At 68.4% G+C, this 25,648-nt stretch carries 20 protein-coding genes and 3 pseudogenes; 12 read left to right on the top strand and 11 right to left on the bottom strand.

Annotated elements, in window-relative coordinates; genetic code table 11:
* Positions 1-55: 55 nt before the first annotated feature.
* Complete coding sequence (locus tag ACIBEI_RS17305; RefSeq protein ID WP_398889492.1) at positions 56-1,498, bottom strand: MFS transporter; 1,443 nt, start codon at positions 1,496-1,498, stop codon at positions 56-58.
* A gap of 127 nt (positions 1,499-1,625) precedes the next feature.
* Here ACIBEI_RS17305 and dusB point away from each other — a divergent pair, with 127 nt between their 5' ends.
* Complete coding sequence (dusB, locus tag ACIBEI_RS17300) at positions 1,626-2,780, top strand: tRNA dihydrouridine synthase DusB (protein ID WP_398889490.1); 1,155 nt, start codon at positions 1,626-1,628, stop codon at positions 2,778-2,780.
* Between the two features lie 142 nt (positions 2,781-2,922).
* On the opposite strand, the pseudogene ACIBEI_RS17295 reads toward dusB, so the two are convergent.
* Both ACIBEI_RS17295 and ACIBEI_RS17290 read right to left on the bottom strand, forming a co-directional pair.
* A pseudogene (locus tag ACIBEI_RS17295) lies at positions 2,923-4,857 on the bottom strand (glycogen debranching N-terminal domain-containing protein); the annotation flags it as partial.
* Positions 4,854-6,371 (bottom strand): MGH1-like glycoside hydrolase domain-containing protein, encoded by a 1,518-nt coding sequence (locus ACIBEI_RS17290; RefSeq protein ID WP_398889488.1) that lies wholly within the window; start codon positions 6,369-6,371, stop codon positions 4,854-4,856. The pseudogene ACIBEI_RS17295 and the gene ACIBEI_RS17290, both read right to left, overlap by 4 nt.
* A 145-nt stretch (positions 6,372-6,516) precedes the next feature.
* Between ACIBEI_RS17290 and ACIBEI_RS17285 the strand changes: the two genes are divergently transcribed.
* Both ACIBEI_RS17285 and ppdK read left to right on the top strand, forming a co-directional pair.
* Positions 6,517-7,734 (top strand): ROK family protein, encoded by a 1,218-nt coding sequence (locus ACIBEI_RS17285; protein ID WP_398889486.1) that lies wholly within the window; start codon positions 6,517-6,519, stop codon positions 7,732-7,734.
* Between the two features lie 451 nt (positions 7,735-8,185).
* Positions 8,186-10,945 (top strand): pyruvate, phosphate dikinase, encoded by a 2,760-nt coding sequence (gene ppdK / locus ACIBEI_RS17280; protein WP_398889484.1) that lies wholly within the window; start codon positions 8,186-8,188, stop codon positions 10,943-10,945.
* 473 nt (positions 10,946-11,418) lie between these two features.
* Here ppdK and ACIBEI_RS17275 read toward each other — a convergent pair whose 3' ends face one another.
* Positions 11,419-12,078, bottom strand: a complete 660-nt coding sequence (locus ACIBEI_RS17275) for a hypothetical protein (RefSeq protein ID WP_398889482.1) — start codon at positions 12,076-12,078, stop codon at positions 11,419-11,421.
* Positions 12,079-12,448: 370 nt separating this feature from the next.
* On the opposite strand from ACIBEI_RS17275, the gene ACIBEI_RS17270 reads away from it, so the two are divergent.
* The 5 genes and pseudogenes from ACIBEI_RS17270 to ACIBEI_RS17250 all read left to right on the top strand — a co-directional run bounded on the left by ACIBEI_RS17270 (position 12,449) and on the right by ACIBEI_RS17250 (position 16,526).
* Positions 12,449-12,610 (top strand): hypothetical protein, encoded by a 162-nt coding sequence (locus ACIBEI_RS17270; protein ID WP_398889480.1) that lies wholly within the window; start codon positions 12,449-12,451, stop codon positions 12,608-12,610.
* Positions 12,611-12,634: 24 nt separating this feature from the next.
* Positions 12,635-12,955: an AbrB/MazE/SpoVT family DNA-binding domain-containing protein gene (locus ACIBEI_RS17265; RefSeq protein WP_398889478.1), complete on the top strand. Its 321-nt coding sequence runs from the start codon at positions 12,635-12,637 to the stop codon at positions 12,953-12,955.
* A gap of 27 nt (positions 12,956-12,982) precedes the next feature.
* Positions 12,983-13,408 carry a PIN domain-containing protein gene (locus ACIBEI_RS17260; RefSeq protein WP_398889476.1) on the top strand — a complete coding sequence of 142 codons (426 nt, stop codon included), beginning with the start codon at positions 12,983-12,985 and terminating at the stop codon, positions 13,406-13,408.
* A gap of 859 nt (positions 13,409-14,267) precedes the next feature.
* Positions 14,268-15,614 carry a Fic family protein gene (locus ACIBEI_RS17255; protein WP_398889474.1) on the top strand — a complete coding sequence of 449 codons (1,347 nt, stop codon included), beginning with the start codon at positions 14,268-14,270 and terminating at the stop codon, positions 15,612-15,614.
* A gap of 123 nt (positions 15,615-15,737) precedes the next feature.
* A pseudogene (locus ACIBEI_RS17250) lies at positions 15,738-16,526 on the top strand (NUDIX domain-containing protein).
* Here the strand turns inward: ACIBEI_RS17250 and ACIBEI_RS17245 are convergent.
* Together ACIBEI_RS17245 and ACIBEI_RS17240 are read right to left on the bottom strand one after the other, a co-directional pair.
* Positions 16,513-17,218: pseudogene (locus tag ACIBEI_RS17245) on the bottom strand (XRE family transcriptional regulator); the annotation flags it as partial. The pseudogenes ACIBEI_RS17250 and ACIBEI_RS17245 sit on opposite strands and share 14 nt — an antisense overlap.
* Positions 17,219-17,495: 277 nt before the next feature.
* Complete coding sequence (locus tag ACIBEI_RS17240; protein WP_398889472.1) at positions 17,496-17,684, bottom strand: hypothetical protein; 189 nt, start codon at positions 17,682-17,684, stop codon at positions 17,496-17,498.
* 207 nt (positions 17,685-17,891) lie between these two features.
* On the opposite strand from ACIBEI_RS17240, the gene ACIBEI_RS17235 reads away from it, so the two are divergent.
* From ACIBEI_RS17235 to ACIBEI_RS17225, 3 genes are read left to right on the top strand one after another with little or no spacing between them, the layout of a single operon-like run.
* Complete coding sequence (locus ACIBEI_RS17235) at positions 17,892-18,089, top strand: hypothetical protein (protein ID WP_398889470.1); 198 nt, start codon at positions 17,892-17,894, stop codon at positions 18,087-18,089.
* Complete coding sequence (locus tag ACIBEI_RS17230; RefSeq protein WP_398889468.1) at positions 18,061-18,576, top strand: DUF6879 family protein; 516 nt, start codon at positions 18,061-18,063, stop codon at positions 18,574-18,576. Before ACIBEI_RS17235 ends, ACIBEI_RS17230 begins: the two co-directional genes overlap by 29 nt.
* 14 nt (positions 18,577-18,590) lie before the next feature.
* A complete protein-coding gene (locus ACIBEI_RS17225; RefSeq protein WP_398889466.1) occupies positions 18,591-19,442 on the top strand; it encodes a helix-turn-helix domain-containing protein in 852 nt (283 codons plus the stop codon).
* 81 nt (positions 19,443-19,523) lie between these two features.
* On the opposite strand, the gene ACIBEI_RS17220 is transcribed toward ACIBEI_RS17225, so the two are convergent.
* The gene (locus ACIBEI_RS17220; RefSeq protein ID WP_398889464.1) at positions 19,524-19,895 is read right to left on the bottom strand and encodes an iron chaperone; all 372 of its coding nucleotides are present in this window, start codon (positions 19,893-19,895) and stop codon (positions 19,524-19,526) included.
* A gap of 265 nt (positions 19,896-20,160) precedes the next feature.
* Between ACIBEI_RS17220 and ACIBEI_RS17215 the strand changes: the two genes are divergently transcribed.
* Positions 20,161-20,784 carry a calcium-binding protein gene (locus ACIBEI_RS17215; RefSeq protein ID WP_398889462.1) on the top strand — a complete coding sequence of 208 codons (624 nt, stop codon included), beginning with the start codon at positions 20,161-20,163 and terminating at the stop codon, positions 20,782-20,784.
* Positions 20,785-20,887: 103 nt separating this feature from the next.
* On the opposite strand, the gene ACIBEI_RS17210 is transcribed toward ACIBEI_RS17215, so the two are convergent.
* The 4 genes from ACIBEI_RS17210 to ACIBEI_RS17195 all read right to left on the bottom strand — a co-directional run bounded on the left by ACIBEI_RS17210 (position 20,888) and on the right by ACIBEI_RS17195 (position 25,627).
* Complete coding sequence (locus ACIBEI_RS17210) at positions 20,888-21,310, bottom strand: LAETG motif-containing sortase-dependent surface protein (RefSeq protein WP_398889460.1); 423 nt, start codon at positions 21,308-21,310, stop codon at positions 20,888-20,890.
* Positions 21,311-21,503: 193 nt separating this feature from the next.
* Complete coding sequence (locus ACIBEI_RS17205) at positions 21,504-22,664, bottom strand: alkaline phosphatase PhoX (protein WP_398889458.1); 1,161 nt, start codon at positions 22,662-22,664, stop codon at positions 21,504-21,506.
* Between the two features lie 197 nt (positions 22,665-22,861).
* Positions 22,862-23,794 (bottom strand): oxidoreductase, encoded by a 933-nt coding sequence (locus ACIBEI_RS17200; RefSeq protein ID WP_398889456.1) that lies wholly within the window; start codon positions 23,792-23,794, stop codon positions 22,862-22,864.
* Between the two features lie 105 nt (positions 23,795-23,899).
* Positions 23,900-25,627, bottom strand: coding sequence for a SulP family inorganic anion transporter (locus ACIBEI_RS17195; RefSeq protein ID WP_398889615.1), 1,728 nt, complete (start codon positions 25,625-25,627; stop codon positions 23,900-23,902).
* Positions 25,628-25,648 lie beyond the last annotated feature (21 nt).

Raw genomic sequence — 25,648 nt, 5'->3', positions numbered from 1 at the left:
TTTTGTCTTTAGGGGCGCGGGGAACTGCGCGACCAGCCCCCACCGGCCCGCACCCTCACACAACCCCCGCCGACTCCTTGATCTCGGGCGACTCCAGTCGCAAAGCCGTGCGCTCGGCCGTGCGCCGGGCCCAGCGCCCACTGGTGAGGGCGCCGAGCACCAGCACCGCCAGCCCGCACGCGGCGATGATCCACCAGGCGGGGCGGGCCGCGGAGACGAAGGTGTTCCGGTAGGAGGAGGAACCGACGCCGGAGGCGAGGACCGCGCCGATCACGGCGACGCCCAGCGTCTGGCCGATCTGGCGGCTCGTGGAGGCGACGGCGGCGGCCACCCCGGCCTGGGCGCGGGGCATGCCGGAGACGGCGGTGTTGGTGATCGGGGCGTTGACGAAACCGAAGCCCAGGCCGAAGAGGAAGTACCCGATGACGAGGGTCACGTTCGCCGTCTCGGCCTCGAAACCGGCGAAGAGTACGCCGCTCGCGGTCATCGCCGTCCCCGAGATGAGGAGCGACAGGCGGGGCCCCCGGTTGCCGACGAGCCGCCCGGACAGGGGTGCGCAGACGAAGGTCATGACCGCCATCGGCAGCATCCACAGGCCCGCGTGGAGGGCGTTCAGGCCGCGTACGTTCTGGAGGTAGAGCGTCGAGAGGAAGAGGAAGCCGCCGAGCGCCGCGAACGCGCTGATCGCCACGACCGTGGCCCCGCTGAAGGGTGCCGAGCGGAAGAAACGCAGGTCGATGAGGGGTTCGTCGCGGCGGGGTTCGTACCAGAGAAGGGTGACGAGCGCGGCCAGCGCGATACCGCCGAAGGTGAGGGTCTGGCCGGCGCCGGAGGAGGGCGCCTCGATGATCGCGTACGTGAGGGAGCCGAGCAGCGCGATCACCAGGAGCTGTCCGACCGGGTCGGGGCGGCGGGCCTTCGGGGCGCGGGACTCGGGCACGTACCGGAGCGTGAGCAGGAGAGCCGCCAGGCCCACCGGCAGGTTGATCCAGAAGATCGAGCGCCAGCCGACCGAGTCCACGAGAAGGCCGCCGACCAGTGGGCCCGCGGCCATGGAAATGCCGACCACACCGCCCCAGACCCCGATCGCGCGGGCACGCTCGCGCGGATCCGTGAAGGTGTTGGTGATGATCGACATCGCGACCGGGTTGAGCATCGAGCCGCCGACCGCCTGGATCATGCGGAAGACGACGAGCGATTCGAGGCTGGGCGCGAGCGAGCAGAGGACCGAGCCGATCGTGAAGACGACCAGGCCGGCCATGAAGACCCTCTTGCGGCCGATACGGTCCGCCGTCGAACCGGCGAGCATCAGGAGCGAGGCGAGCACCAGGGTGTACGCGTCGATCGTCCACTGCATGCCCGCCAGACTCGCGTCCAGGTCCTTCTGCATGGCGGGCAGGGCGACATTGAGGATCGTGACGTCGAGGCTCACGATCAGCAGGCTCATACAGCAGATCGCGAGCACCAGCATGCGTCGACGGTGGCTCGGCTCGGGCATGGCGACCAGGATACGCCCATTTCAGTAGTGTGCCTAACTAATGAACGGGGCTGGTGGGCCGGCGCCTGCCGACCCCGGTCAACGGGCGACTTTCGTGGCACCTGTCGGCGTACGCGACAATGGGGGAATGCCCACGCCCACATCCACGGTGAACTCCGCCCTGCGGATCGGCCCGCACACCGTCCAGCCGCCCGTCGTCCTCGCGCCCATGGCCGGGATCACGAACGCGCCGTTCCGCACGCTGTGCCGGGAGTTCAGCGGGGGCAAGGGCCTGTTCGTCAGCGAGATGATCACCACTCGGGCGCTGGTCGAGCGCAACGAGAAGACGATGCAGCTGATCCATTTCGACGCGTCGGAGACCCCGCGGTCGATCCAGTTGTACGGGGTCGACCCCGCGACCGTCGGCAAGGCCGTCCGCATGATCGCGGAGGAGGGCCTCGCCGACCACATCGACCTGAACTTCGGCTGCCCCGTGCCGAAGGTCACGCGGAAGGGCGGCGGGTCCGCGCTGCCGTACAAGCGGCACCTGCTGCGGGCGATCCTGCGCGAGGCGGTGTCCGGGGCCGGTGACCTCCCCGTCACGATGAAGATGCGCAAGGGCATCGACGACGACCACATCACGTACCTCGACGCCGGGCGTATCGCCGTCGAGGAGGGCGTGACGTCGATCGCGCTGCACGGCCGCACCGCCGCCCAGCACTACGGCGGCACTGCCGACTGGGACGCCATCGCCCGGCTCAAGGAGCATGTGCCGGAGATTCCCGTCCTCGGCAACGGTGACATCTGGTCCGCCGACGACGCGCTGCGGATGGTCCGGGAGACCGGCTGTGACGGCGTGGTCGTCGGCCGCGGCTGCCTGGGGCGTCCGTGGCTATTCGGCGATCTGGTGGCCGCGTTCGAGGGCCGCGGGGGTGACTATGCGCGGCCGACCCTCCGGGAGGTGGCGGGCGTCATGGTCCGCCACGCCACCCTCCTCGGCGAGTGGATCGGCGACGAGGCTCGCGGAGTCATCGACTTCCGCAAGCACGTCGCCTGGTACCTGAAGGGTTTCGCCGTCGGCTCCGAGATGCGCAAGCGCCTTGCGATCACCTCGTCACTGGCCGAACTCTCCGAGGGGCTGCAGGAGTTGGAGCTTGACCAGCCCTGGCCTGTCGGCGCGGACGGGCCCCGCGGGCGTACATCCAGCAACAACAGGGTTGTCCTGCCGGACGGTTGGCTCAAGGACCCTTACGACTGCGCCGGCATCGGCGAGGATGCGGAACTGGACACGTCCGGGGGTTGAGAGTTGGCTGCGGGTGCGTCGTGGCTGATCGCGCAGTTCCCCGCGCCCCTAAAAGCGGGGCTGCGCCCCTGGCTTTTGGCTTTTAAGGGGCGCGGGGAACTGCGCGCTCAGCCCCCACCGGGCCCGCACCCGAAGTCAGACCTCACGCACCCCCTACCGCAGTCAGCAACGCCAACGGAGCCGCCGCGGACCGCGATTCACGCACGCAGGCATGCGGATACGGCACCGGCTCGGCGTGGGTGTCGCGGCCGTACCCGGCCAGAACCTCCGGCAGCCGGTGCCCGGCAGCCGTCGCCGCATCCACCAGCGCATGGGCAACCGTACGAGCCTCGTCATGAAGCCCGTACCGCGCCAACCCCAGCGTGATCAGCGCGTTGTCGTGGGGCCACACCGACCCCCGGTGGTAGGACAGCGGATGGTACGCGGGCTGGCCCGAGGCGACCGTGCGGACACCCCACCCGGAGAAGAAGTCCGGCTCCAGCAACCGCCGCCCCACCAGCTCCCCGTACTCCTTGTCCAGCAGCCCGGACCAGAGCAGATGCCCCGCGTCGGAGGCGAGCGCGTCGACGTGGTTGCCGTCGCCGTCGAGGGCGAGCGCCGGGAAGGAGTGGTCCGGCATCCAGAAGTCCCGCTGGAACCGGTCGCGGAGATCAGCGGCGGCCTGCTCCAACAAGGCCGCGTACACCTCGTCGTCCCATACCGTCCGGGCCAGGTGGGCGGTCCGGCGCAGCGCGTCGTACGCGTACCCCTGCGCGCCCGCGGCCATCACGGGGCCGGTCGGCCGGGAGCCGTCGCCGGAGCAGATGGCGCCGGGGGAGTCCTTCCAGTTCTGGTTGGCGAGGCCGCCCTCGTCCGCGCGGTAGACGAGATATCCGCGCGAGGTCAGCCCGCCGTGGTCCAGCATCCAGCCGATCGCCGCACGTGCGTTGGGCTCCAGGCGGCGGGCGAGTGCCGTGTCACCCGTCTGCTCGACGTACGCGCCGAGGAGGACGAGGAAGAGCGGGGTCGCGTCGACCGAGCCGTAGTAACGCCCGTACGGCACCTGCCCGAAGTGGGCCAGCTCGCCGTGCCGCATCTCGTGCACGATCTTGCCCGGCTGGGCCACCGTGCCCACGCCGACCTCGGTCGCCTGGGCCGCGGCGAGCGCGGGCAGGGTGGCGGCGGCCAGTTGGGGGCGGTAGGGGAGCGCGAAGAGTGAGGTGAGGAGGGCGTCGCGGCCCAACAGGGTGAGGAACCAAGGGACTCCGGCCGCCGGGACGCGAAGTTCCTCTCCGTCGGGGCCCGTTGCCGGCACCTGGAGCACGGCCAGGTCGGACAGGCCCCGCGCACAGGCCGCGGCCAGCTCGGGCCAGCCCGTAGGGAAGGGCACGCCCTCCGCGAACTCCCCTTCCAGCGCGAGGAGTCGGGCATTGGCGGCGGCCGGAGTGGGGGGCACCTCCGGGTGCGGCATACCGTGCGGACGCGCCGCCACCCGGAGGGCCAGCTCTGCCGACTCGTGCGGCTGGAGTTCGAGGGTCCACACGAGGCGGCGCGCGCCCGTGCCGGTCTCCTCCACGCCGTCCGGCGCGGGCTCGGACGTCACGGTCGTACAGGACCGCCACTCCCCGCGCTGGTAGGTGAACTCCACGCCGTCGTCGAGGACTTGGCGGGAGCGGACGGCACCGATCTTCGTGTACGTCCGGTGGTCCGAGCGCAGCTCGAACTGGTCCGTGAAGTCGGCGTCCGCGGTGACCGCGATCCGGACCGTCGTCGGTGCCGGGCGGTTGCTGGTGACGCGCAGCGACTCGACGAACGCGCCGTCCGCCACGGCCTGTTCACGGAAGATCGTGTACGCGGGAGGCTCCTGCCGGCCACCGCGCGGTACGAGCACACAGCGGGCCGTGTCGCCGTCCGCGACCGGCGTCAGCGCCTCGGGGACCGCCCCGTCGACGGTCAGCTGCCAGCGGCTCAGGTGCCGGGCGTCGCGCACGAACAGCCCGTGGGGCGAACTGGCTCCGCGCACTCCGTTGATGTCCCCGCCGTCGCCCACGGCCGCGAACGTCCCACCGTGCACGAGCAGATGATGCCGGTCCGTCATCGCCGGTCCCCTCCCTTGGCGCCCTTGCCGAACTCTTCCGTCGTGCTCTGCACCGCTTCGGGTGCCTCGTGCAGCAGGTCCAGCGTCAGCGCCGCGGTCCAGCTGAAACCGAGCGCCCCGCAGGCCTCGCCCGTGTACGGATCCACGTACTCCGCGAACCCGGAGGTGTCCGCCGTCTCCAGCAGCGCACCCCGCAGCTTCTGCGCGCGAGCGTGCTCCCCGTGCAGCCTGAGCCCGCGCTCCACCAGCCAGTTGGTGTTGAACCAGGCCGGACCGCGCCAGTACCGGTGCGGGTCGAAGGCGTGCCCGGTCAGGTCGTAGCTCGGGACGAGCCGGGTCGACTCGCCGAGCCCGAAGTGCGGCCCGTACATGGTCCGTACGAGCGTGGCGGCCGTGTCGCGGGGGAGCGTCGGCAGGAGCAGCGGGACTAGACCGGAGACGCCGCGCTCGGGGATCAGCTCGTCCGTGCGCACGTCCCGGCAGAAGAACATGCCCTCGGCCGGGTCCCACAGCCGGTCGACGAGCGCCGCCGTCAGCCGCTCGGCGCGCGCGTGCCGGGCGGTGCCCGTCGCGCCCAGCTCCCGCGCGATCCGCGCCAGCGCGTGCTCGGAGGCGATCAGCAGCGCGTTGAAGGCCGGGTCCTCCACCGCGAAGCCGTCGGTGCCGGTGGTGCCGCTGGTGCCGGCGGTGCCGTCCGCGTACTCCCCGTCCCGGTAGTCCGTCGCCAGCCGCACGTACCGCCCGTAGTCCAGGTCCGTCGGCCGGTCCTCCGCGGCGCCGTGGTCGAGGTCCGCGCGGCGGAAGGAGCGGGCCGGGGCGGGCGTCACACGGGAGAGCGGGACGTCCCAGCTCGGCGCGTTGTCCATGCCCTGCTCCCAGGGGTGGACCACCGAGGCGAGGCCCCCGCCGCCCAGGTCCCGGCGGTGCAGCAGATAGCGGTGCCAGGCCGCCAGGCGCGGGTAGATCCGGGACAGGAAGGACCGCGACCGGGACAGACCGGGGTCGGAGACGTGCACCAGCCAGGCCGCCAGCGCGTGCACCGGTGGCTGCACGATGCCCGACGTCTGTACGGTGCGCGGGGCGCCCGCGGCGCGCCCCGCGGTCGACGAGCGCCAGAAGTCGGGGCTCGGGAAGTACGCGTCGAGGGGGACGGAGGGGTTGAACACGATGTGCGGGATCCGGCCGTCGCCCCACTGGGCGTCGAGCAGCGTCTCCAGCTCGACCTGCGCCCGCAGCGGCGACAGATGGCGCAGGCCGATCGCGATGAACGCGGAGTCCCAGGACCACTGGTGGGGGTACAGACCGCGCGAGGGCACCGTGGACGTGCCCGTCCAGTTGCCGTGCAGTACCTCGGCCGCCCTGAGGTGCAGCGATCCCGCCGGGCGGACCGGATCGTATACGGCCACCCTGGAAGGGCCGATCTCACCATGGCCGGAAAACGGCGGTGAGGTCGCGGTGCGTACGGGATCCACGATCCCGGTGCGACGGGCGGTGAGCTGGGTTGTGCGGTCCACTCAGGTCTCCCCGAAGACATGCGGCCGACCAGTTCGGCAGTAGCTACCGTAGGGTTACGTCTATTTAACACGCAAAACTCAATATGTAATGCAGAGTTGGTGAGCGCAAGGGGTCCGTATGACCGGAACCACAGGGAGTGGCGGGATGGCGACACGAGCCGGGAGGACCGGGAGCCAGGCCAGCTCCGGCGACCTGCTGGAGCTGGTGCGCAGCGGGCGCGCGACCACGCGCGGTGCCTTGCAGCAGGTCACGGGGCTGTCGCGGGCCACGGTCGGGCAGCGGCTGGAGCGGCTGTTCCGGGCCGGCTGGCTGCGTGAGGGCGCCGCGGGCCCGGTGGACTCGCCGCTCGGCGGCCGCCCCTCGGTCAGCCTGGAGTTCGACGACTCACACGCAGTCGTCCTCACCGCCGACCTCGACACCCGGCACGCCCGCGCCGCCGTGCTGTCCCTGACCGGTGAGCTGCTGGCCGAACACGCGGGGTCGCTGCTGATCGAGGAGGGCCCGGACGCGGTCCTCGGCGAGCTGGGCCGCTGGTTCGCGGAGCTCCTGGAGAAGGCCGGGCACCGGGCGGACGAGGTGTGCGGCATCGGGCTCGCCGTGCCGGGCCCCGTGGACAGCGAGACCGGCCGGGTCGTCCAGCCGCCGATCATGCCCGGCTGGGACGGCTACGACATACGGGGCCGCCTCACCCGTGCCTTCACCGAGCACACGGGCGCCGACGCCGTCCCGGTCCTCGTCGACAACGACGCCAACCTCATGGCGTACGGGGAACAGCGCACCGGCCACCCCGACTGCTCGGCGTTCGTGCTCGTGAAGGTCTCCACCGGTATCGGGGCCGGTGTGGTCGTCGGCGGTGCGATCTACCGGGGCATCGACGGCGGCGCCGGGGACATCGGGCACATCCGGGTCCCGGAGGGCGCCGACGCACTGTGCAGGTGCGGGTCGTTCGGATGCCTCGCCGCTGTCGCGAGCGGTGGCGCGGTCGCGCGCAGGCTTGCGGAGACGGGCGTTCCGGCCGCGTCGGGCTCAGATGTGCGCGATCTGCTGGCCTCCGGGCATCCCGGCGCGGCGGCGCTCGCGAGGGAGGCCGGCCGGCACGTCGGTGACGTACTGGCGACCGTGGTGACGCTGCTCAACCCCGGCGTCCTGATGATCGCCGGAGACCTGGCCGGGACGGCGTTCCTGACCGGCGTCCGCGAACTCCTCTACCAGCGGGCCCTGCCCCGCTCCACCGCCCACCTGGACGTCGTCACCTCCCGGCTCGGCGAGCGGGCGGGTCTGGTCGGGGCCGGGGCGATGGTCGTGGAGCATCTGTACGCGCCCGAGCGGGTCGAGGAGCGGCTGCTCGCCATGGGTGTGTGACGGTTACTCGCCCTGACGTGGGACAGCGGCTCGCCATGAGCGTGTGACGGTCACGTTTCCGTCTCCGTACCGGTCCGTATGGTGAAATCCGGGCGCCGGAAACTGCGTGATTCTCGCCACGCCTGATCGGGGTTTCGCTCAGATGAGCGGATCTTGGGCGGGTGCACTTCTCAAAGGGTGGCACTCAGTGCCACCCTTTGATCATTTACGACGTGAACTCAGGCGTGGCGAGTGGCGCTCATGTGAGCGATATTCCGGGCCTGCGGGAGGTGGCTCGTTCAAGAAGTGAACGCCGTCGGGTCGCCCGGCTTACCTCTCCTTGACTTTCGATCTGCTGGCGGACGAGTGGTTACGTCCGTATGACGCGCAAGTGGACGTACCCAGGCGCCTTCGATCTGGGTATGTTCCCCGTCGTCAGGGCAGCCACCGCGTCCTCGAGGAGTCGAGACCCGTGTCGGAAAACAAAGATCCCCACGTAGCTGAGAGCGGCAACAGCGGCGACAGCGGCGTCGCGGGCGTGAAGTTCGTTTACGACTTCACCGAGGGCAACAAGGACCTCAAAGACCTCCTTGGTGGCAAGGGCGCCAACCTCGCCGAGATGACCAACCTCGGCCTCCCCGTCCCTCCCGGCTTCACCATCACCACCGAGGCCTGCAAGACCTACCTCGACAGTGGCGACGAGCCGGCGGCACTGCGTGACGAGGTGAGTGCGCACCTCGACGCCCTCGAAGCGAGGATGGGCAAGAAGCTCGGCCAGGCCGACGACCCTCTCCTCGTCTCGGTCCGTTCCGGGGCGAAGTTCTCCATGCCGGGCATGATGGACACCGTCCTGAACATCGGCCTCTCCGACAAGTCCGTGCAGGGCCTCGCCAAGCAGGCCGGTGACGACCGCTTCGCGTGGGACTCGTACCGCCGGCTGATCCAGATGTTCGGCAAGACGGTCCTCGGCGTCGAGGGAGAACTCTTCGAGGACGCGCTGGAGGCGGCCAAGGACGCCAAGAAGGTCACCGTCGACACGGACCTCGAAGCGGCCGACCTCAAGAAGCTCGTCACCAAGTTCAAGAAGATCGTCAAGACCGAGGCCGGGCGGGACTTCCCGCAGGACCCGCGCGAGCAGATGGACCTCGCCATCCACGCGGTCTTCGACTCCTGGAACACCGACCGGGCCAAGCTCTACCGCCGTCAGGAGCGCATCCCGGGCGACCTCGGCACGGCCGTCAACGTCTGTTCCATGGTCTTCGGCAACCTCGGCCCGGACTCCGGCACGGGCGTCGCCTTCACCCGCGACCCGGCCAGCGGCCACCAGGGCGTGTACGGCGACTACCTGCAGAACGCGCAGGGCGAGGACGTGGTCGCGGGCATCCGCAACACGGTCCCGCTCGCCGAGCTGGAGCAGATCGACAAGAAGTCGTACGACCAGCTCATGCAGATCATGGCGACGCTGGAGAACCACTACAAGGACCTCTGCGACATCGAGTTCACCATCGAGCGCGGGCAGCTGTGGATGCTCCAGACGCGGGTGGGCAAGAGGACGGCGGGCGCGGCCTTCCGTATCGCCACGCAGCTGGTGGACCAGGGGCTCATCGACGAGGCCGAGGCCCTCCAGCGCGTCAACGGCGCCCAGTTGGCCCAGCTGATGTTCCCGCGCTTCGACGACGAGGCCAAGGTGTCGCAGGTCGGGCGGGGCATCGCCGCCTCGCCGGGTGCGGCGGTCGGCAAGGCGGTCTTCGACTCGTACACGGCCGTGAAGTGGTCGCGTTCGGGCGAGAAGGTGATTCTGGTCCGCCGCGAGACGAACCCGGACGACCTCGACGGCATGATCGCGGCGGAGGGGATTCTGACGTCCCGGGGTGGCAAGACGTCCCACGCGGCGGTGGTCGCGCGCGGCATGGGCAAGACCTGTGTCTGCGGCGCGGAGGAGCTGGAGGTCGACACCAAGCGGCGCCGGATGACGGTGCCGGGCGGGCACGTGGTCGAAGAGGGCGACGTGATCTCCATCGACGGCTCCAGCGGCAAGGTGTACCTGGGCGAGGTCCCGGTCGTGCCGTCCCCCGTCGTGGAGTACTTCGAGGGCCGGATGCACGCGGGCGCCAACGACGCCGACGAACTGGTCGAGGCCGTGCACCGGATCATGGCGTTCGCCGACCGCAAGCGCCGCCTGCGGGTGCGCGCCAACGCGGACAACGCCGAGGACGCGCTGCGGGCGCGGAGGTTCGGCGCCCAGGGCATCGGTCTGTGCCGTACGGAGCACATGTTCCTCGGCGACCGTCGTGAGCTGGTCGAGCGCCTGATCCTCGCGGACACGGAGGCCGAGCGCGAGGAGTCGCTGAAGGCGCTCCTGCCGCTCCAGAAGCAGGACTTCGTTGAGCTGTTCTCGGCGATGGACGGCCTCCCGGTCACCGTCCGTCTCCTGGACCCGCCGCTGCACGAGTTCCTGCCGGACATCACGGAACTGTCGGTCCGCGTCGCGCTCGCCGAGTCCCGCAAGGACGCCAACGAGAACGATCTGCGGCTCCTCCAGGCGGTGCACCGCCTGCACGAGCAGAACCCGATGCTGGGCCTGCGCGGCGTACGCCTCGGCCTGGTGATCCCCGGCCTCTTCACCATGCAGGTACGGGCGATCGCCGAGGCCGCCGCCGAACGGAAGGCCGCCAAGGGCGACCCGCGCGCGGAGATCATGATCCCGCTGGTGGGTACGGTCCAGGAGCTGGAGATCGTGCGCGAGGAGGCCGACGAGGTCATCGCGGAGGTCCAGGCGGCGACCGGTACCGACCTGAAGCTGTCCATCGGCACGATGATCGAGCTGCCGCGAGCCGCCCTGACCGCCGGTCAGATCGCGGAGGCGGCGGAGTTCTTCTCCTTCGGCACGAACGACCTGACCCAGACGGTGTGGGGCTTCAGCCGGGACGACGTCGAGGCCTCGTTCTTCACCGCCTACCTGGAGAAGGGCATCTTCGGCGTCAGCCCCTTCGAGACGATCGACCGCGACGGCGTGGGCTCGCTGGTTGAACTCGCGGTGAAGGCCGGCCGCGAGACCCGCCCCGACCTCAAACTCGGCGTCTGCGGCGAACACGGCGGCGACCCGGAGTCCGTCCACTTCTTCCACGAGGTGGGCCTGGACTACGTCTCCTGCTCCCCGTTCCGGATTCCGGTGGCGAGGTTGGAGGCGGGGCGGGCGGCGTCGTCCTCGCAGGGGAGTGATCATCGGTAGGGGGCCTGAATGACCCCGGGGTCGTAGTCCGCCATCCCACCCTCACCGACGGATCACGGCCCCGGCGCACGAAAGACGAAGGGGCGGCACCTTGTGCGGAGGTGCCGCCCTTTCGGGCGTCCTCTGCGGAGCCTGTCAAGCTACGTCGCTCACCAGGCGAAATGGCGTTTGCTCGCATTGGTTGCCGTTGAACGCGCGGGAAGGTGTTGTGCCCTCTGGGTGCGATTGGCGCCTGCACGTGCTGCCACTAGAGAGGCTGGTCGTCGACCGTTGGCGGTCGTGTCGGTCGCCCTCGCACGGCATATCACCGGCAGATTCACAGTGGGCTCGGTTCACCCCCTGCAACCTGCGTCTTCTCCTGAACCTGCAGCTGTTGGGGGACGCGTGGGGAAACATCTTCTGGATCACCCCTCAGGCGGCGCCTACTTCGCGCCTCGCACATCGGCCAGACACTCACAGCGGGCCCGTCTCCGTCACGCCGGCTCCTTCTTCCGGAACACGATGCTCCGGCGGGGCCGGGATGCAGGGGGCCGGACGTCACGCAGGCCCGACTGATAGACCGCGTCGCCCAGCTCGGTCACGTTGTGGTCCTCGAAGACCCGCACGTCATACGCGCGCGGCATCATGTTGATGCGTTCGATGGTGACTGCGGTCGCGTGCGCGCGGTCGGCCATGTCGCGGTAGTCGATCAGGAGCTGTGCCCGAACGGCGAACCCGGCGTTCTCGAAGGTGGGTTCCTGTGTCTCCCCCGGCCCCAACGCACCGAGCGACCAGTCGCGGCGGCTCAGGGCGCCCTCCGCGTCGGGCCGCTCCAATTGGGCTCGGACGTGTAGGGCCGGGCCCGGACCGCTGTTGCGGATACGGACATGGAGCATCTGCATATCGGGGTTGTAGTACACCCCGTGCCGTTCCGGGGTTCCGCCGTAGTACTCGCTCGGGGTGTCGGTAATCGGCAGCAGGACCGGGCGCCACCGGGCCCTCCGGTCCGCCTCGCCCTCCGCGGCCAGGTCCCGGGTCTTGGCGGCCAGGCGCCAGGTGAAGAAGGCGAGCCCGATGGTGCCGAGGGCGACGAAGAAGTCCCAGCCGAACGCCCAGGGCCCGGACTCGGCTGCGGCGAGCAGTGTGCTTCGCATGATCGGTCCCCTCTCTTGTCCGGTGGCTCGCTTTTGGAGCCAGTTAGTTCGAACTGTTCCCCCTTCGACCGACCACCTCCCGGTCGGTCACGTCCTGTGTCAGTAGCTCACTCAGCGGGCTTGCCGACTGGTTCGCGGCATCGGAGAACAAGCGCGAGCACCCATATGAGGGATCGTGGGATAGAATCTGTTTTGTGTCACCGACTCGTATCGGTGTACCGTTAGTCACGAAGGCCCCTCAGTGACGAGCCTTCGCCCCCGAACTCACCACTCGGGGGATCGAGAGGTCGTAAGCCCTCGGATGGCCGTTCATGACTCCATGGGCGGCGCGCAGCACCAACCTGACCGACAAGCAAGAGGCCCACCCCACATGACCAAGTCATCCCGGTCCGGCACAGTCCGCCGGTTCCGGCATGCCTGGCGCAGCAGCACGTTTGTGGCCGCCCTGGCCGCCTTTGTGCTCTCGCATGTCCTGGGGTCGGGACCGCCGGACTACCTCCTGCAAGAGCTCTCCGGCAGCCCCGCCTTTTAGACCACCACTCGAAGGACCCACCGCATGCTTCAGCCCACTCGCACGAAGGTCGGCCCCCGCGGCCGGGTGACGGTTCCCGTCGCCCTCCAGCGGGCCGCTGGCCTTGCCGAGGGGGACGAGGTGATCATCAGGGTCGTGAGCCCCGGCGTCGTCATCGTGGAGACACCGCAGGCGATCAAGGACCGCATCCGCGCCGGCAACCCGGCCACCGCGGAACCCGACTCCTACGACGCGGCTGCGGACGTCCGCGCCCTGCGCGACAGCGAAAGCAACCGGCCCGATCACCTCAGCGCCCCGCAGGACAAAACGGATCAGCCCTCTTCTAGGGCTGGTCCACCCCGATAAGAGTCCGGATCGCCGAGGAGTACCAACGTGAAAGCCCGCCCCCCTGTCGTCCTTGACACCAGCGCCCTCGTGGCCTGGGTGTTCCAAGAGAAGGGAGCCGACGTCGTCGACGAGCTGCTCTCCGAGGCCGCCACGACGGCCGCCAACCTGACCGAGCTGACCTACGTCTGCCTCCAGCGCGGGCGCACCACCCCGCCGCAGGAGCTCTACCAGGACCTCGCGGCCCTGGGTCTCTCGGTCGAACCGACCTCCGCCGAACAGGCAGCGCGGGCCGGGCAGCTCATCCACGGGTCCCGCCAGGACCGGCAGCACTACGGACGCCGAACGCTCGCCCTGGGCGACGCGCTGTGCATCGCCCTAGGCGAGCACCTCGGCCGCCCGCTCGTCACCAGTGACGCCCTCTGGAAGGACATGGAGGACAGGTTCACGGTCCCGGTGCACCTCTTCCGGTAACCGACCACCAAGCACGAAGCCCGGGCACCGTTCGGCTCCCGGGCTTCGTGGCGTTCGCGAGGCCAGGCTCCCGGGGTGCCTCAGCTCGGTTATGTGCCGAATCCGAGCGATAAGCCGGGCCGGAGGGATAGTCCGGACAATCAGTGGAAGCCAGCACGAAAGTCAATGCCGGGTTGGCGGACCTACCGCGGGCTCCGTTGACCGCTACGACCTGCGAAATTCCGTGCGGCGTCCGCTGTCAAAGGACACCTGGGGGAGGAAGCCGCTCGACGACCGCCTCACAGACCGGTTCGGCGGATGAAGGAGGTACTGCGGTCTAGTGCGGCTGGGCGGTCACCCTGGGTCGCCTTCCAACGGCCTTCAGGTGGCCCCGCTCTGGGGCACGGCGGATTTACAGTCCCCCTCTGAACAGCAATGAAGACGGGGGCTGACCTGCGAGGCGAGTGCGTCAAACGAAGGTCCGGCCGTCCGCCGTCCACAAGTCGTCCACGAGCCTCAGCACGAAGCCAGTCCGCCATGGGTAGCCTGCCGGCTCCCCCCAGCAGGGGTCGATCTACTAATCTGGAAGCTAGTAGTAGAAGCGCTGGGAGTTCTAGTAGTTCAGGCAGCACCGCGGCGGTGACCACACCTCGCGAGATGGCACGCGCAGCGAAGCCAGCACTACACAGGGCACAGCCCCTCTCCAGGTCGGCAGCCCAGCACCCAGACGCGCCACCCCAGCAACACTCCCCCAGCAGGGGTCGATCTACTAATCTGGAAGCTAGTAGTAGAAGCGCTGGGAGTTCTAGTAGTTCAGGCAGCACCGCGGCGGTGACCACACCCCGCGAGACGGCACGCGCAGTCACACTTGGGGGCAAACATGAAGAAACCACCGTCGCCGCCCGACTTCACCGACCTCTTCCGGAAGGTCATGGCGAATAATCCTGAAAAATTTAGCGAGATCGTGAAGGCAGTACCTAGCGGCCCGTCAGAACCTTATCTGCCCTGGGACAAGATTCGATTTAAAACTCCCCCGGAGGGACTGACGAGGGAAGAGTGGTGGCTGGGCATGAAGTTCGTGCGTCAGCAAATGCAGAGGAAGCTGCCACTCGTAGACAAGGATGGCCACCATTTCACGTTTGCGCTCCCCGACGTTGTCCTCAAGTCCGTTGAAGAAATCAACCGGGACACGAGCGGCCAGATCGCAATCAGTGAGCAGGTTACAAACCCAGTTACTCGTGACCGCTATCTCGTTAACTCGCTTATCGAGGAGGCAATTAACTCAAGCCAACTGGAAGGGGCTGCAACTACAAGAAATGTCGCGAAGGAGATGATCCGTACAGGTCGGTCTCCGCGCGATCGCGACGAACGTATGATTCTGAACAACTACGAGGCCATGCGCTTCATCGGCGAGATTCGAAACGAAAAGCTGACACCAGATCTCATCCGCCACATTCACAAAATTGTCACGAAGGGAACTCTATCCAATCCCGACGCGGCTGGGAGGTTCCAGTCGGCGGACGAAGTCAGGATCGGAGTATTCACAGATACTGGCCTGAACTTGCACGAACCACCGGATGCGCGCGACCTTCCCGAGAGAATCGAACGCCTGTGCGCGTTCGCCAACGGGGAGGCCGATGAGGGCTACATCCCTCCAGTACTTCGGGCCATAACCTTGCATTTCATGATCGGCTACGAGCACCCATTCGAAGATGGAAATGGGAGAACTGCCCGCGCCATCTTTTATTGGTCAATGCTAAATCAAGACTATTGGCTTACCGAGTTCATTGTAATTTCTTCCATTCTCAAGAAGGCGCCATCCAGGTATGCGCGCAGCTATCTATACGCCGAAGATGAGAACGATCTCACGTATTTTCATCTGTATCAGATCGAGGTTTTCCAGAGGGCAATCAAGCAGCTACATGTATACCTCGCGGAAAAGATGAGCGAGTTGCGGCGGACGCAAAAGTCGATTGCGGCAGCGCCCAGTCTATTCAACCCCAGACAAGTTGCAATCTTGGAGCATGCACTCAAGTCATCAAATGCGAGTTTCACCGCAAAGTCTCACAAGATCAGCCACGACATTGTCTACGAGACCGCGCGCCAAGATCTCATGGGACTAGAAAGTCTCGGATTGCTAATTAAGGAGCGCGTGGGCCGCGAGTTTGTCTGGTCACCCGCGAAGGACCTGAGCGAAAGACTTCGTCGCTTGAACGAAAGAAAATAGCGGTGGCCCATCTCTGGATCGCGTTCGACCATCGGCTCACCGCCCTACCAAGACCGCGTCCATACACTGAGCAACCACCGCTACGCTGGTACGCACCACCTCAGAACGGAGAGTGCTCCGCGGATGGGACCGAAGACAGCGAAGGTCTACGAGACGATTCGTGCAGGTCTCGCCTCAGGCGAGTACACCGCTGGCGACAAGATGCCATCAGAGCGCACGCTCGTGGAAGAACTCGGGATCGGCCGCACCGCACTTCGGCAAGTGCTGGCCCGGCTCGTTTCGGAAGGCGCGTTGGAGGTCAGGGGCCGAAGCTCGTACCGCGTGCCGGGCGCGGTGAGCGTCCAGACTCCGGAGGGACTTGAGCCCTGGCGCATCCATGGCGAGCGGGACGTCTATGACAACCGCTGGGTCAAGCTCCAGCTCTGGGACGTGGAACCGCCCGGGGTGGAGCGCTTCGAACATCACGTGGTGAAGCTCCATCACGTTGCCGTCACCGCGGTCCTGGATGACCAGGACCGCGTCCTGATGATGTGGCGTTACCGCTTCGTCCCATAGCAATGGGGTTGGGAGCTCCCGGGCGGCATCGTGGACGAAGGGGAGGACCCTGCGGACACGGCGCTACGGGAAGTCGTTGAAGAGACGGGCTGGCGGCCGAAGTCCGTGGAGCACATCGTCACCTATCAGCCCATGGTCGGCATGGTCGACTCGCCTCACGCGATCTTCGTAGGGCACGGCGCCGAACAGGTTGGTTCGCCGACGGACGTGGAAGAGGCGGGACACATCGAGTGGGTACCTCTGGCCGACATCCCAGGGCTGATGGCGCGCGGTGAGCTGATGGGTTCGGGCACCCTCGTTGCCCTGCTCCACATCCTGGCGAGCCGCGGCAAGCAGGAGCTTGCAGCCGCGCACTGAGCAGGTCGACACGGCGGCGCTGTCGCACCGAACCGGTGCGGCTCGCCAACAGTCGTGCCTGCCTCAGGTGGGTGTTCGCACCGTCGTACTCGGCTCGCGCCATGTGCGCCTGTACGAGGTCGGCGTGAAGTCCCGCCTGCGCTCGGGCAAAGGACGGGTCCATCACATCCAGGGCGCCGTACAGGCTGGTCACCGCCTCGTCGTCGCCCAGCAGAGCTAGGACGTTGCCGCGCCATCGAGCCAGGTGGGCACAGTTGAGGAAGATGCTCAGCATGTCCGGGTCTCCGTCATCGGAGCCAGGCGGAATGGCCGCCATGGCCGCATCGAGCGCCCGCCGGCAGTCATCAGGCATTCCGGCGTGGGCGCACAACTCCGCTTCAGCGGCGTACAGCCATGCCCGGAGGCGGGGAGATCAGGCCTGGCCAAGGAGGCGTGCCGCATTGTGAACCAGGTCGACGCCGAGAGACGGCCGGCGAGGCTCACACAGTACGTATGCCTGCTCTGCCATCGCGTGCGCGAGGTACATCGGAGCCTCAGCGTCACGCGTTGCCCGCTTCGCAAGTTCGTAGTGCCGCCAGGCCCGTTGGACCGCCCCGAGTCGATCGCTTGCCTTGCTGCCAGGGTCGACGCCCCGCGAGCGCCACGGGGCGGCGCGTACTGGGCAACACCGCGAAGTTCAGCGCGTCTTCGAGACGCGCTGCAGCCGCTGGCAAGTCAAGTCGGTGAGCCGGCGAAATGGCGTTTGCTGGCGCCCGTCCTACTTCTTCCACGGTCCTCCCAAGTCGCGCCATGCGCCATACAGGGCGTCAGCCGTATCGCAGTCGCCTTTTCGGCATGTCTCGCAACCGGCGCCGTGCTCCAGGAGCGCCGCGTACGCCTGCCGCACCACGCTGAACGTGGCGGAGTCGGCAATGAGTTGCATGTGTCCGGAGCCGAATCCGCCGTCTTGCCACTGCCGCCGGACGCCGCTCACGCTCGCTCCCCGTGGGGGTGGTTGCGGATCTCGACGTTGCAGTCCGAGACCTTGGACAGGTCGAGCTTCCGCCGAGCGTTCTCCCGCTGTCTGCCCAACGCCCCGCAGACTCCGCAGCCTTCCACGGGTACCGGCTCCGGGCCGGGGATGCCCAGATGTACGGCCGCTGCCATCGTCGTCTCCATACGTCGAAGCTAGAGACGACGCGGTCTGGCTTTCCATGGTCTTGCATGAGCTTGCACGCCAACTTTGCTCGCAGGTCATGCCCTTGACGTTGGGTTGGCATCGTTGGACGCTCGTGCAAGCCTGAGCAAGTCATCGACAGGGGAGGCGTCATGTCAGTTGAGTTCATCGGCATCGATCCCGACACCGATCGCGATCACTGACCAACCGTGTGGGCCGACACGGGAGCCCGGGAGCTGCTGTTGCAGGGGTGGAAGCCTGACGCGCAGACGCACGCCGAGTGCGAGGCGACGAGTCCGGCGAATGGACCGGTTCCGGATAGCGAAGCGATCATCCGGATTCCGGCCCGGATGATTCCGATGATCCGGGAGGCGTGCGATGCCGTCGAGCGTGCCCAGCTTCGCTGAGCTGTTGGCCGCCTGCCAGCACTCCGCCGTGCACCTGGAGATACGCGACTCGTACGCGCCGACGCCGCGCTTCGAGGCGTGGCAGCGGGGCGAGCGCATCGCCTGGGAGGACCGGGAGTCGTGGTGGCACCCGTACGACCCGCTCATCTCTGACACAGTGGCCCGTGGTGTGGTGATCCGCCGTGCCCGTATTGTCTCCGAGCCGGTCTCGGAGTACATCCGCTGGGAGCACTACGTCACGCACGCCAACGTCACGGCGGGGGAGCAGGTGCGTTGGCTGCCACGACGGCAGGCAACCGGCCTTGCTCTCCCGGGCAATGACTTCTGGGCGTTCGACGAGACCTTGTTGCGGGTGCACCACTTCTCAGGTGACGGTGCCGTCGTGGAGGACGAGATCACGGACGACCCCGCCCTCGTGAAGCACTGCGTCACCGCGTTCGAGAGCGTGTGGGAGCGAGCTGTCCCGCACGCGGACTACCAGATCTGAGAATCGGCCGGCTCATGTCTCCGCACCCCTCGTCCGCCGTTCAGCAGGCACGCGAAGCGCTCGCCGCGCGGCTGCGTGATGTCCGCCTGGACGCTGGGATCACGGGACGTGAGCTGGCCATCCGGTGCGGGTGGCACGAGGCGAAGTCCTCGCGGATCGAGAACGCCCGTACACCGCCGTCGGACGCGGACATCCGGGCATGGTGCTCGGCGTGCGGCGCGGACGACCAGGCCCCGGACCTGACCGCGGCCAACCGGCAATCCACAGAGATGCATGTCGAGTGGCGCCGTCTTCAGCGCAGCGGGCTGCGGCAGTTGCAGGAGTCCGGGGCGACGCTGTACGAGCGCACGAGACAGTTCCGGGTGTACTGCTCAGACGTCGTGCCCGGCTTCCTTCAGACGCCCGGGTACGCCTCGGCGTTGTTGTCCTCGATCGCCGCGTTCCGGGGGACGCCCGATGACGTGAGCCGGGCCGTCGAGGCAAGGATGAGGCGAAACAGCGTTGTACGCGAGGGTGGCCACCGCTTCGCCCTCGTCATCGAGGAGTCCGTCCTGCGGCACCGGATCGGCGACGCCGACACGATGGCCGGACAACTTGGGCATCTGCTGTCGTCGATGACCCTGCCGAGCGTCGCCCTGGGCGTGATCCCGTTCGCTTTGCAGCGCACGGTGTGGCCGATGGCGACGTTCACCGTCTTCGACGACGAGCGCGTCCACGCTGACTCCCTGGACGCTGCCACGACCCTGACGCAGCCGAGTCAGACAGCGCTGTACATCAAGGCGTTCGACGGTCTCGCGCAGAACGCGGTGTACGGAGCCGCTGCCCGTGCACTGATCACAAGTGCCCTGACGACTCTCGATGCGTGAGAGCGCCGGAGCGGTCTGCGACTGGAACGGCCGGCCTCGCGGCGGCCGCCCGTCAGAGATCTCACTCGGCCTTCGCGGCCGTCACATCCACAGCACGCCGTCGTCCTCGTGCTCGCGCACACGGAAGGCGATCATCCGGCGCAGCAGGTCGCCCGGCACCGGTTGGCCGTACGGGAGCTTGACCGAGCCCTTGCCGGTGACGAAGTCGGTGAGGTCGGCGTCGAACGCCTCGCGGGTGCTGGGGGTGAACACGACGTTGGCGTGCTTCGCGTGGCCGCTGACGATGAACAGGATCGTCCCGGACGGGTGAACCCACGCGGGATGGCCCCACTTGATCGCCTCGCTCGCAGCGGGGACCGACTCGACGGCCAGCGCCCGTACCTGCTCGAGTACCTCGCGGCCCTCCCCCGCGAAGCCCTCGATGTACTCATCGATCGTCTGCGGCTTTCCCATGGCGCCAGTGTGGCACTGCCCACCCCTGGATGGTCGGTAACGGTGCGCCCCGCCACGAGCGGCTCGGTGGCCTGCCGACCATTCGGGAAAGTGTGGTCTTCGCGGTCAACTCAAGGAAGATTCACGGGCCTTGAGGGTGACTCCGGCGTCGTTAATTGGGGGTTCTCCCCCCATGCGCCCCCACCGCTCCGCTCCTAGGGTCGATCACGGCAAGACCAGCCCGTGTTCACCAGCCCGTGTTCATCAGGGGGGAAGAGGAGGGGCATTGAAGACCTCAATGCGCAGAGCGGTACAAGCCGGTGTGACGACCTTGGTTCTGGGTGCGGCGACGGTGCTGTCGGCCGGACAGGCGCACGCGGCGACCGGTGTGAGTGTGAGTACTGTTCGCATCTTCGTCACCGCCGTCGCGGGGAAGGCGAACGACCTTTCCATCACCCGGTCCCTCGACACCGTCACCATCAGCGATGCGGGCGACACCGTCACCGCGGGATCCGGCTGCACCCAGGTCGACGTCGACACGGTCCGCTGCCCGTACGGCGGCCGCACCCTCACCCTCGAAAGCGGGGACCTCGGTGACATCGTCACCGTGACAGGTGGTGTGCCCGCCATCATCAACGGCGGCCTGGGCAACGACATCATCTCGATCGACTCCGCCGCCACCGCGGGGACCACCCTGAACGGTCAGGGCGGGCACGACACCATCTTCGGCGGCGGAGGGGTCGACACGATCACCGGTGGTGCCGGAGACGACGTCATGTTCGGCAGAAACGGCAACGACCGCCTGGACGCCCTCGACTCCACGCAGGCCAACGATCGCTCCTTCGGGGACGCCGGCACCGACACCTGCACGGGGGACCTCAACGACCTGAAGGACAGCTGCGAGCGCTGAGCTCTCCGCCCCTCGGGCATGGACGAGGCGGGAACCCCTGTGGAGGGTCCCCGCCGCGTCCTCTGCGTCCACCGATGTGTCCGGCGGCGAAACTGCGGGCGTGTCAGCGGGAGTTGGCGCGCCTGCGCACCGTGAACAGCACGCCGCCGCCCGCGAGCAGGACCGCCGCGCCGCCGCCCGCGATGTACGCCGTGGCGCCGCTGCCGCCGGTCTCCGCGAGGTCGGTGTTCTTCTCGCCGCTGTCGGAGGCGCTGTTCTCGGTGCCCTCGTCGTCCGTGCCCTGGTCCTCCGCCGGGACGAAGTCCGACGGGGGCTGGTCGCAGCCGATGCCGTCCTGGTCGCGGTCCAGGTCGTCGGCGTAGTGCTCTGTGTCGCTCCTGGGGATGTCGGAGAAGCCGTTCTCGTACGCCTCGGTGCAGTTCTTGAACGGGTGGTTGCCGTCGTGGGCCTGGGCGGTGGTGGCCGACAGGGCGGTGAGCGCCAGTGCGGCGACGGCAACGGCGGCGGGCTTGCGGAGCAACTTCACGAGAGCACCTCGGATTTGGGTCGTTATCCGTACGCATGATCACGGAGGACGATCAGTCGGATTTGAGGTGACGAAAGTATTAGGGGGCTCGTGGTGCGGTGGCGGAATGACGGACCCGTGATGCGAACGTGACGTGACCGGACGGTAGCTCTCCGTTCATGGGTCCGTCATCTGTAAACCCGGCCCGCGCCCGCTACGAGCGGAACGGACCCCTCACCTCGTACGTGATGCCGCCCGACGAACTTCCGCTGGTGCCGCGCTGGCTGGAGAAGTAGAGGCGGGTTCCGTCGGGGGAGAAGGCGGGGCCGGTGATCTCGGAGCCGGACTGGCCGTCGATGCGCAGGAACGGGGCGATCACGTCGTTCGGTGTGATGACGCAGATCTCCATGTTGCCGCCGTCCTCCGCGACGAACAGGTCGCCCGAGGCGCTGCCGGTGATGTTGTCGACGCCGGTCAGCGGGGCCGTACCGGACGTCACGAGCGAGTCGTCGTACGCCAACTCGTATGTGTTGCTTGCCAGGTTGAGCTGCCAGACGCGGTTGTCGCCCTTGGTGGTGAACCAGACCGTGTCGTCGGCGTAGTGGCAGCCCTCGCCGCCGTTGAACTTCTTCGAGCCGGAGACCTGCGTACGGGTCGTGGTGGGGGAGCCGTCCGGGTCGGGCACGTTCGCCCAGGTGAAGGAGCCGGAGGTGGCCGTCCCGGCGACCATGACCTGAAGGGTGCCCGAGGACAGGTTGCCCCAAGTGGTGGGCACGAAGCGGTAGAGGCAGCCGTTCGTCTCGTCCTCCGTCAGGTACACCACCCTGCGCACCGGGTCGGCCGCCGCCGCCTCGTGCTTGAAGCGGCCCATCGCGTCCCGGCGCACGGCCGCGTTCACGCCCCACGGATCCGTCTCGTAGACGTAGCCCAGGGACACCTCCTCGCAGGAGAGCCAGGTGTTCCACGGGGTTTTGCCGCCCGCGCAGTTCTGCCGGGTGCCGGACAGGACGCGGTACGCGCCCGTGACCGCGCCCGCCGACGAGAACTTCACCGCGCTCGCGCCACCGGAGGGGTTGATCTCCGAGTTGGATACGTAGATCCAGCCGCTGCCATCGGCGTAACAGGCCCCGCCGTCAGGGGCGTTGTGCCAGGTGTAGGACGTGCCGGTGACCGTCTGGCCGGACCTGGCTATCACCCGGCTGGTGAAGCCGCTCGGCAGCCGGACGCCGTTCGTGTCCGCCGCGCCGAGTGCCCCGTACGGGCCGGCGCCCGGCTGGGCGGGTGCGGCGTACGCGGCGCCGCGCCACAGGGTTCCGCCGAAGACGGCGGACGAACCGCCGAGGACGGCCGCACGCAGGAGGGTACGACGTTCCACTGTCGCTCCAAGGGGGTGCCGTGACCGCCCCGTCCGCCGGTCGGCGACGGGGTCGCGCACCGCCGGAGCCTAGGAGTGCGGGGTGGACGCGCCATGGCCAGGCGGTGACGTGTACGCGTCACTGTCTGTGTGCCCCGTACGCCCGTGCGTCATGCCTTTCGCGGGCTGCGGGCCGCGGACCGCACGCGTCGCCCGCGTCACACCTTCAACGCGTCGTAAGTGACACCCGTCAGCCGCTCCGACTCCTCCCAAAGCCGTTGCCCCGCCCGGTCGTCGAGGGTCCACTTGGCGCGCCGCGACTTCGCCGGGGAGCCACGGAGGCCGAGGAGCGATGGGCCGGTGAACGAGTCCGGGCGTACGCCGGGTGCCGTCGCCGCGTACAGCGTGGGGAGGGCACCGGCCTCCGCGGACTGGGCGACGAAGCGGCTGCCGATCTCCATGAACCGTTCGGAGGTCTTGCGGCCCTGCATTCTCGGGGCCACGGTCATGAGGTTGGTGGCGGCGTACCCGGGGTGCGCGGCCGCCGCCACGACGTCGGAGCCGATGGCGGCGAGTCGACGCGCCAACTCGTGCACGAACAGCAGGTTGGCCGTCTTCGAGCGCCCGTACGCGGTCCAACGCCCGTATTTCCGCTCGCTGTTGAGGTCGTTGATGTCGATGTTGGCCAGCGTGTGCACGAAGCTGGACACGGTCACCACACGGGCGCCCGGCGTGGCGAGCAGAGTCGGCATGAGCAGTCCGGTGAGCGCGAAGTGCCCGAGGTGGTTGACCCCGAACTGCGTCTCGAACCCGTCCGCCGTGCGGCCCTGCGGCAACGCCATCACGCCCGCGTTGTCGACCAGCAGGTCCAGCCGGTCGTACCTCCGTCCGTACGCCGCCGCGAACTCCCGTACGGAGTCCAGGTCCCCGAGATCGAGAGGTGCGAACTCCGCGTCTGCGTCCGGGACTTCGATGGCCAGGCGGTCGGCGGCCTCGGTGCCACGGCTCTCGCTGCGGCACGCGAGGACGACCCGGGCGCCCCGCCGGGCCAGTTCACGGGCGGTGAAGTACCCGATCCCGCTGTTCGCCCCGGTGACGACGACGGTACGACCGCTCTGGTCGGGGATGTCCCGTGCGTTCCAACCGCTCATGGTTCCAGCCTAGGGCCGGCCTGCGGGATGGCGCCCCTTCAGGGGCGCGGGGAACTGCGCGACCAGCCACGAACGACCCGCGGGTACGAACGAACCGGGCAGCGCTCAACGAGAGGCGTACTCCTCAGGCATGGGCCGCGTATCGAGATAGAACCACTCCGCGGTGGGTCCAGGCCCCTGCGTCGGCCCCGCGCCCGTGGACGCGTACGGACGCCGGGGCAGCCCGGTCCCGGCCGGCCGGTCCCACTCATCAGCCAAGTCCGCCACAGGCGAAGGCGCAGGCGAAGGCGCAGGCGAAGGCGCAGGCGTGCCAACCGGCTTCGCCGGACCTGGCATCAGCAGTTCCACCCGCAGCCCGAACCCCCGCTGCTGAGCGACGAACTCCTCCACCTGGTTGCGGCAGGCGTGATCCAGGTGGGTCACACCGGTCAGGTCGAGCCGGATGCGCGGCTTGCCCGCCTCCGCGGCGGCCTCCAGCGCCTCGATCAGCTGCGGCAGCCGCAGGAACGTGGCGTTGCCCGCCATGACGACCTTGGCGGTGTCCTCCTCCAGATGCTGCTTGATGACGGTCTGCGACATGCGGAGGGCCGCGAGGACGATGCCGGCGGCCAGGCCGAAGAGGACGCCTTCGAGAAGCGCGGTCGCCACGATGACCAGCGTGGTGAGGGTCATGACCGCGAACTCGCCCCGGTCCTGGCGCCACATCTTCGGGAACTCCTCGGGGGCGAAGAGCTTCCAGCCGCTGTGTACGAGGACGCCCGCGAGGACGGCGATCGGGATCAGGGCGAGAACCTGGGGCAGGAGCAGCGCGAAGGCCAGCAGCCACAGGCCGTGCAGCGTGCGGGACAGCCGCGTCTTGGCGCCCGCCTGGACGTTCGCCGAACTGCGCGCCACGACCGCCGTGATGGGGAGCGCGCCGAGGAGGCCCGCCACGGTGTTTCCGGCGCCCTGGGCGATGAGTTCGGGGTTGTAGCGGGTGCGCGGGCCGCTGTGCATACGGTCCACCGCGGCGGCCGTGAAGAGGCTCTCGGCCGAGGCGATCACCGTGAAGGTGAGGATCGCGGTGATGATCCCGACGTCGGCGAGTCCCGCGAACTCCGTCGGGCCGGGGACGTTCACGGACGCGAGCAGATTGCCCACCTGGAGCGTCTTCACGTCGACGCCCGGCAGGGAGGCCACCCCGATACCGATCCCGACGGCCACGAGCGCGGCCGGGACCTTCTTGACCGGGCCCGGCAGCTTCTTCCACAGGAAGCTGAGCACGATGGTGACGACGCCGAGTCCCGCGGCGATCAGCGCCTGGGGGTCGGCGAAGGTGTCGGCGATCAGACCGGGGAGGCCGGCCATGTTCTCGATCGGGGTGCCCGGGGCCTTGGAGTCGGACATCGGGTACAACTGGCTGAACATCAGCGGGAGTCCGATGCCCGCGAGCATGCCCTGGACGACGGCCAGGGAGATCGCCTGGAAGATCCGGCCGAGACGGACCAGGCCCAGGACGATCTGCAGGATGCCCGAGCCGAGGACGATCACACCGAGCATGGCGACGCCGTGTTCGAGGACCGTCTCCGCCACGAGGGCCGCCAACCCGGCCGCCGGACCGCTGACTTGGAGGGTGCTGCCACGCGCCGCGCCGACCACCAGGCCGCCGATGACACCGGAGATGATGCCCAGCTCGGCGGGGACACCCGAGGCCACGGCCACGCCGATGCACAGGGGGAGCGCGACGAGGAAGACGACGAGGGATGCGGTGATCTCGGTGGCGAGGTCGACCTTCGGGCCCTTGCCGTTCTTGTCCGACCTGGCGGCCTTATCCGTCTTGGCCGTCTTGTTCATCGGGGAGGTGGCCGACGGTGT

Origin of the sequence: Streptomyces sp. NPDC050988 (assembly GCF_044456225.1) — a bacterium.
In the GTDB taxonomy this organism is placed as follows: Bacteria; Actinomycetota; Actinomycetes; order Streptomycetales; family Streptomycetaceae; genus Streptomyces.
The sequence above is the reverse complement of the archived record's forward strand: the minus strand, read 5'-3'. Positions and strand labels throughout refer to the sequence as shown.